Source organism: Streptomyces endophyticus (assembly GCF_035798155.1).
Taxonomy (GTDB): Bacteria; Actinomycetota; Actinomycetes; order Streptomycetales; family Streptomycetaceae; genus Streptomyces; species Streptomyces endophyticus.
The window spans coordinates 21,070-28,119 of the sequence record NZ_JAOZYC010000209.1; the positions used below are offsets into that span (position 1 = coordinate 21,070).

The 7,050-nt window shown below is 72.8% G+C and carries 6 protein-coding genes and 1 pseudogene; 5 read left to right on the top strand and 2 right to left on the bottom strand.

What is annotated here, in order from left to right:
* Positions 1-61 precede the first annotated feature (61 nt).
* The 4 genes and pseudogenes from OKJ99_RS42770 (at position 62) to OKJ99_RS42785 (ending at position 5,004) form a co-directional block, all read left to right on the top strand.
* Positions 62-1,642 (top strand): alkaline phosphatase D family protein, encoded by a 1,581-nt coding sequence (locus OKJ99_RS42770; RefSeq protein ID WP_326024078.1) that lies wholly within the window; start codon positions 62-64, stop codon positions 1,640-1,642.
* Positions 1,643-1,765: 123 nt separating this feature from the next.
* Positions 1,766-3,055, top strand: coding sequence for a GNAT family N-acetyltransferase (locus tag OKJ99_RS42775; RefSeq protein WP_326024079.1), 1,290 nt, complete (start codon positions 1,766-1,768; stop codon positions 3,053-3,055).
* A gap of 144 nt (positions 3,056-3,199) precedes the next feature.
* A pseudogene (locus OKJ99_RS42780) lies at positions 3,200-3,295 on the top strand (Lrp/AsnC family transcriptional regulator); the annotation flags it as partial.
* A 20-nt stretch (positions 3,296-3,315) separates the two neighbouring features.
* Positions 3,316-5,004, top strand: a complete 1,689-nt coding sequence (locus OKJ99_RS42785) for a DUF885 domain-containing protein (RefSeq protein ID WP_326024080.1) — start codon at positions 3,316-3,318, stop codon at positions 5,002-5,004.
* Between the two features lie 10 nt (positions 5,005-5,014).
* Here OKJ99_RS42785 and OKJ99_RS42790 read toward each other — a convergent pair whose 3' ends face one another.
* Complete coding sequence (locus tag OKJ99_RS42790; RefSeq protein ID WP_326024081.1) at positions 5,015-5,869, bottom strand: SDR family oxidoreductase; 855 nt, start codon at positions 5,867-5,869, stop codon at positions 5,015-5,017.
* 63 nt (positions 5,870-5,932) lie between these two features.
* Here OKJ99_RS42790 and OKJ99_RS42795 point away from each other — a divergent pair, with 63 nt between their 5' ends.
* Positions 5,933-6,382, top strand: coding sequence for an SRPBCC family protein (locus tag OKJ99_RS42795; RefSeq protein WP_326024082.1), 450 nt, complete (start codon positions 5,933-5,935; stop codon positions 6,380-6,382).
* A 28-nt stretch (positions 6,383-6,410) separates the two neighbouring features.
* Here the strand turns inward: OKJ99_RS42795 and OKJ99_RS42800 are convergent.
* Positions 6,411-7,050, bottom strand: a 640-nt coding sequence (locus OKJ99_RS42800) for an SbcC/MukB-like Walker B domain-containing protein (protein WP_326024083.1), incomplete at its 5' end; no start/stop codon positions are given.

Consider the following 7,050-nt stretch of genomic DNA (forward strand, 5'->3'; position numbering starts at 1 on the left):
CACGGCGCCGCGCGTAGGCCATGGCACCGTGCTGTCGTCGAGACCGTCTCTGGAGGCGTCCATGTCAGACCGTCCGCTAACTCCCCAGCCCGGCCGCCGCGGGCTGCTTCGCGGCGCGCTCGCCGCGTCCGCGGCGCTGGCCCTTCCGTCGATCGGCGGGGCCGCCGCGCCCGCGTTCGCGCTCTCCGGGCGTCCGAAGGCGGGCTGGGGCGTGCAGGCAGGCGACGTGGGCGCGCACTCGGGCCTCGTGTGGGTGCGCTCGGACCGGCCCGCGCGGATGGTCGTGGAGACGTCGGCCACCGACACGTTCAAGAACGTCACCAGATGGCGGGGGCCGTTGATCGGTCCCGACACGGACTTCACCGGGACGACCCGGCTGCGCGGCCTGCCGCCCGGTGAGCAGATCCACTACCGCGTGCGGCTCGCCGATCCGGACGACCCGCGGCGCACAGGCGAGCCGGTCGAGGGGACCTTCCGTACCGCGTCCGTGTCCCGCCGGGACGGGGTGCGGTTCCTGTGGTCCGGGGACATCGCCGGGCAGGGCTGGGGCATCAACCCGGACCGTGGCGGCTACCGCGTGTACGAGGACATGCGCGCCCTCGACCCGGACTTCTTCCTGTGCAGCGGCGACAACATCTACGCCGACGGCCCGATCCTGCCCAGCGTGACGCTGCCCGACGGGCGGGTGTGGCGCAATGTGACCACCGAGGAGAAGTCCAAGGTCGCCGAGACGCTCGGCGAGTTCCGTGGCGCGTTCCGGTACAACCTGCTCGACGAGAATCTGCGCCGCTTCAACGCGCAGATCCCCACGATCACGCAGTGGGACGACCACGAGGTGCACAACAACTGGTATCCCGGCCAGATCCTCAGCGACGAGCGGTACACGGAGAAGAACGTCGACGTGCTGTCCGGCCGTGCGCTGCGCGCCTTCAGCGAGTACTTCCCCGTCTCGACGCTGCCGCCGGGCGACGCCGACGGCCGGGTGTACCGGGTGCTGCGGCAGGGGCCGCTGCTCGACGTGTTCGTGCTGGACATGCGGACGTATCGCAACGCGAACTCGACGGGCCGGCAGACCGACGACGCGACCGGGATCCTCGGCGCCGAGCAGCTCGCTTGGCTGAAACGGGAGTTGTCGCGCTCGCGCGCCGTGTGGAAGGTGATCGCCTCCGACATGCCGCTGGGCCTCGTCGTCCCGGACGGCACGAACTTCGAGGCGGTGGCGCAGGGCGACCCCGGCGCACCGCTCGGGCGTGAGCTGCAGCTGGCCGAGTTGCTGCGGCACATCAAGCACGAGCGGATCACCGGCACGCTGTGGCTGACGACCGACGTGCACTACACGTCCGCGCAGCACTACGAGCCGTCGACCGCCGCGTTCAAGGACTTCGAGCCGTTCTGGGAGTTCGTGTCGGGGCCGCTCGCGGCGGGCGGGTTCAAGGCGCTGAAGCTGGACGGGACGTTCGGCCCGCGGCAGGTCTTCATCAAGGCGCCGGACCGGAACAACACCTCGCCGGCCGAGACCCCGCCGTACTTCGGGGAGGTCGAGATCGACGGCGGCAGCGGGGAGCTCACCGTACGGCTGCGGCAGGAGGGCGGCGACGTGCTGTTCTCGCAGACGTTGCAGCCGGGACGGGTGGGGCAGTGACCCCGCAGTGACCCCCCAGTGACCCCGCCGCGCCCCGGCATCCAAAAACAGACATAAGCACGCTTAACCCGCCGGTCACAAAGCGTTTGTGATCACGCAACACCGGTCCTGCACAGTGGACGTATGAGTAATGAGACGCAAGTTGTCACTGTTGTCCTCTGCTGCGCCGTGGCGCTGCTCGCCATCTCCGCCTTCGGGTTCCACCTTCTGCGGACAGAACGCAAGGAGCACGCGCCACCCACGGCGGATACCGGCGCCCGGCCGCCCGCCTCCCAGGAGGCCGCGGCCGGGCCGCTCGACCCGGCGAGCAGCACGCTGTGGCGGATGCGCACGACCGTGCGGGACGAGCCGGGGTCGCTGGCCGCGTTGTGCACGGTGCTCGCGCACGAGCGGGTCGACATCCTGAGCCTGCAGACGCATCCGCTGGCCTCGGGCACCGTGGACGAGTTCCTGCTGCGCGCGCCCGAGGAGTTGACCCTGGATGAGCTGGCCGGGGTCGTCGCGGGCGCGGGCGGCGCCGACACCTGGGTCGAGCGGGCGGACGCCCACGATCTGGTGGACGCCCCCACCCGCATCCTCGGCCTCGCCACCCGCACGGCCCTGGACGCCGCCGAACTCCCGCTCGCCCTGCGCCAGTTGCTGGGCCGCTGCACGATCAGGTCGCTGCCGGCGAAGGCGGCCGCCGCATCCGGCGGCGCGCCGGTCGAGGGCGCGTTCGACGACACCGTGCTGCGCCTTCGCACCCCGGAGGGCGGGGTGATCGCGGTGGAGCGGCCGTATCTGCCGTTCACGCCCACCGAGTTCGCGCGCGCCCGCGCCCTCGTGGAGCTGGACACCCGGCTCGGCCCGCGGGTGCCGAACGGCGAGGACGTCCTGACGCTGCCCGAGGGCAACGACATCACCGTGCGGCGCGCCGGCAGCGGCGACCTGGCCCTGTCGAGGGCGATGCACGAGCGTTGCTCGCAGACCACGTTGGACCGCCGCTACCACGGGCCCGTCGCCGACGCGGACCGCTATCTGAAGCACCTGCTCAGCCCGCGCCACGGCCGCACCCTCGCCGCGCAGACGGCCTCGGGCCGGATAGTCGCTCTCGGCCATCTGCTGTGGGACGGCGACGAGACCGAGGTCGCGCTGCTGGTGGAGGACGACTGGCAGCGCCGGGGCATCGGCGCCGAACTCCTCGGCCGGCTGGTCGCGATGGCGGTCGAGGCGGGCTGCGCCAGTGTGTACGCGGTGACGCAGTCGGCCAACACGGGCATGGTCGCGGCGATGCGCGGCCTCGGTCTGCCCCTCGACTACCAGATCGAGGAGGGCACGCTGGTGATCACCGTCCGGCTCGATGCGGTACCGGTGGCGTCCCTGCTTCCGTACGCGCACGAGCAGGAGTACGAGCGGGCCGAGCAGCACGGCTGACCGGGCGGGCGCACTCGGCGCCCGCCGCCCTGCGGTCGTCGGCGGCGACCACGCGGTGGCTGATCGAGGCCGGGTGCCGAGGCTGACCGCCGGGGTGATCAGCCGCACCCCGGCGGTCACCGCGTGCGGGTCGCCCGCGACCCCGAAGTGGCGCGTGTCGAGACCCGGTTGATCTTCCAACAGTGGGAGTGCGGACCGCTGCTTCCGCCCGCGGCGAATCATGGTGACGCGGCCCCCTGACTCGTACGAGGATGTGTCGCATGCCACACATCGCGAGCTCTCAGCCCCCCACTGCCCGACTGCCCCGACAGGTCGCCGACGCCTATGTCGACGCCCTGGTCGCCCTCGACCCCGTGGAGGGCACCTTCCTGGGGGTCCGGGAGTCCCACAGCAAGCTCCCCGACCTGTCCCCCGCCGGTCTCGCCGCCGTCGCGGACCTCGCGCGAGAGACCCTCGCGCGGCTCGATGAGGCGGAGCGCGCGCCCGGCGCCGACAGCGACGTCGAGCGGCGCTGCGCCCGGCTGCTGCGCGAGCGGCTGACCGCCGCGCTCGCGGTGCACGAGGCGGACGAGCACCTGCGCGAGGTCTCCAACCTCGGTTCGCCGATCCACAACGCGCGCGAGGTGTTCACGGTCACCCCGACCGACACGGACGAGGACTGGGCGGCCATCGCCGAGCGGCTGCGCGCGGTGCCCGCGGCGTTCGCCGGCTACCGGGAGACGCTCGCGCTCGGCCTGGACCGGAAGCTGCACGCGGCGCCGCGGCCTACGGAGACGTTCATCGGTCAACTCGACGAGTGGCAGGGCTGGTTCGAGGACTTCGCCGCCGCGGGACCGCAGGCACTGCGCGAGGAACTGACGGCGGCGGCGCGCACCGCGGACGCCGCGACCGTCGAACTGCGCGACTGGATGCGGGACGTGTACGCCCCCGCCGTCGAAGGCGCACCGAACGTGGTGGGCCGCGAGCGCTACGCGCGTTGGTCGCGCTACTACAACGGCACGGACCTCGACCTGGACGAGGCGTACGCGTACGGCTGGAGCGAGTTCCACCGGCTGCTCGCGGAGATGCGTACGGAGGCCGAGAAGATCCTGCCCGGCGCCGGGACGCCGTGGGTGGCGCTCGCGCACCTCGACGAGCACGGGCGGCACATCGAGGGTGTCGACGAGGTGCGGGAGTGGTTGCAGAAGCTGATGGACGAGGCCATCGGCGCGCTCGACGGCACCCACTTCGAACTCGCGGACCGCGTACGGGAGGTGGAGTCCCGCATCGCGCCGCCCGGCAGCGCCGCCGCCCCCTACTACACGCCGCCGTCGGAGGACTTCTCGCGGCCGGGCCGGACGTGGCTGCCGACGATGGGTCAGACCCGGTTCCCCGTCTACGACTTGGTGTCGACCTGGTACCACGAGGGCGTGCCGGGGCATCACCTGCAACTCGCGCAGTGGGCGCACGTCGCCGGTGACCTCTCCCGCTACCAGGCGACGCTCGGCATCGTCTCGGCGAACGCGGAGGGCTGGGCGCTGTACGCGGAGCGGCTGATGGACGAACTGGGCTTCCTCACGGACGCGGAGACCCGGATCGGCTACCTGGACGCGCAGATGATGCGGGCCTGCCGGGTCATCGTCGACATCGGCATGCACCTGGAGCTGGAGATCCCGGCGGACTCACCGTTCCACCCCGGCGAGCGCTGGACGCCCGAGCTCGCGCAGGAGTTCTTCGGCGCGCACAGCAGCCGGCCCGCGGACTTCGTGGAGAGCGAGCTGACCCGGTATCTGTCGATCCCGGGCCAGGCGATCGGCTACAAGCTGGGCGAGCGGGCGTGGCTGCTCGGCCGGGCGGGCGCACAGGCCGCGCACGGGGACTCCTTCGACGCGAAGGCGTGGCACATGGCGGCGCTGTCCCAGGGGTCGCTGGGGCTCGACGACCTGGTGGAGGAGCTGTCGAAGTTGTAGCGACCAGGGCCTAGCCGAGGGTGCGGCGGAAGCCGCCCTCCGAGTCGATGACCTGTCCGGTGATCCAGGCGGCCTCGTCCGTCGCCAGCCACGCGATGAGCCGCGCCGGATCATCGGGCATCCCCCACCGCTTCGCGGGAAACAGTTCGGCGATGGAGTCGTACGTCTCGCCGTCCAGGTAATCCGTGTCCACGGGGCCCGGGTTGACGGTGTTCACGGTCACGGACTGCGGGGCGAGGGCCGTGGCGAGGGAGCGTGTGACGGAGGCGAGCGCGCCCTTCTGGAGTGCGTACGCGATCTCGCCCGGCATGCCGTCGGCGATGTCCTGACCGGAGGTCATCATGACGACGCGCCCGCCGGTGTCCGCCGCGTGCGTGGCGGCCCGGTGCCGGGCGAAGGCCTGGACGAGCAGCACCACGGAGCGGGCGTCGACGGCCCAGTGGGCGTCCAGCATGGCGGCGTCGATGGTGTCGAGCGTGCCGTCCTGGCCGCTGAGGGCGTGGTTGGCGACGACGATGTCGAGCCGTCCGCCGAGCGCTTCGGCGGCGTCCCGGATCAGGCGCGCGGGGGCGTCGGGTGCGGTGAGATCCGCGGGGCCGTGCGCCACGACGGCGTCCGGCGCGCCGCGCACGTCCCGCACGGCGTCGGCGACTTCGGCGGGCCGGTCACCACCCCACGGCATCGCCTCGTCGTGCGCCACGTGGTGGTGCAGATACACGCTCGCCCCGTACGCGGCGAGCCGGCGGGCCACGGCGAATCCGATGCCGCCGCGCCGGCTCGCACCGGTGACCAGGGCGGTGCGGCCGCGCAGCGGGAGGGGGTCGCGGCGGAGTTCGGCGGACGTGGGGTGGGGCAGTTTCGGCATGCCATGGATCATGCCCGACAACGCCCTCCCGCCTCCTGCGAATGACGCGCCTATCCTGACCTCATGGAGACCCCCCGCCCGCCCTTCGTCGACGAGCACCGGATCGTGATCGACGCGCCCGCCGAGCGGGTGTGGCCCGTGCTGGCCTCGGAGTTCGGACGGAGCGGCGGTCGGCTCTTCGACGCGTACGCGCGGTTCATCGGCGCGAGGCCGCCGCGGTCCAGCGGGGCCCCGCTCGCCGAGGGCTCGACGCTGCCGGGCTTCGCGGTGGTGGAGGCGGTGCCCGGACGCTCGGCCCGTCTGGTCGGACGGCATCTGTACGCGCGCTACGAATTGACCTTCGACCTCGCCGAGCGCCCCGGCGGCACCCTGGTGCGCGCGCGTACGTACGCGTCGTTCCCCGGCCCGCTCGGCCGCGTCTACCGGCTCCTGGTGATCGACTCGGGGGCGCATCGGGCGCTGATGGTCCGGCGGTTGGCGGCGGTCCGCAAGCGCGCCGAACAGGCCCGCTGACCCTCTTGTGGGTCAGGCTTGTGGGTCGTCACGCCTGCTGGACCCCTCGCTGTCGCACCACCGACCCCTCCCGTCCCTTCACGATCTCCAGCTGCGCGTGCACGCGGCGTCGCAGGTCGCCGACGTGGCTCACGATGCCGACGCTGCGGTCGCGCTCGCGCAGGGAGTCGAGGACGTCGAGGACCTCGTCGAGGGTCTGGTCGTCGAGGCTGCCGAAGCCCTCGTCGATGAAGAGCGTGTCGAGGCGGACGCCGCCCGCCTCGTCCGTGACGACGTCCGCGAGGCCGAGCGCCAGGGCGAGCGAGGCGAAGAAGGTCTCGCCGCCGGAGAGCGTCGCCGTGTCGCGCTCGCGGCCCGTCCACGCGTCCACGACGTGCAGGCCGAGGCCCGAACGGCCGCGCCCCGCGAGGGAGTCGGAGTGCACCAGGGTGTAGCGGCCCGAGGACATCCGGCGCAGGCGCGCGGTGGCCGCCGCCGCCACTTGTTCCAGGCGGGCGGCCAGCACGTACGACTCCAGGCGCATCTTGCGCTCGTTGTCCGCGGCGGTGCCGGCCGCGAGGGAGGCGATCCGGGCCACCCGGTCGTACGTCTCGCGCAGCGGGCCGAGGCGGCGGGCCTCGGTGGCGGCGCGGCGGGAGAGCCGGTCGAGGTCGGCGCAGCGCCGCTGC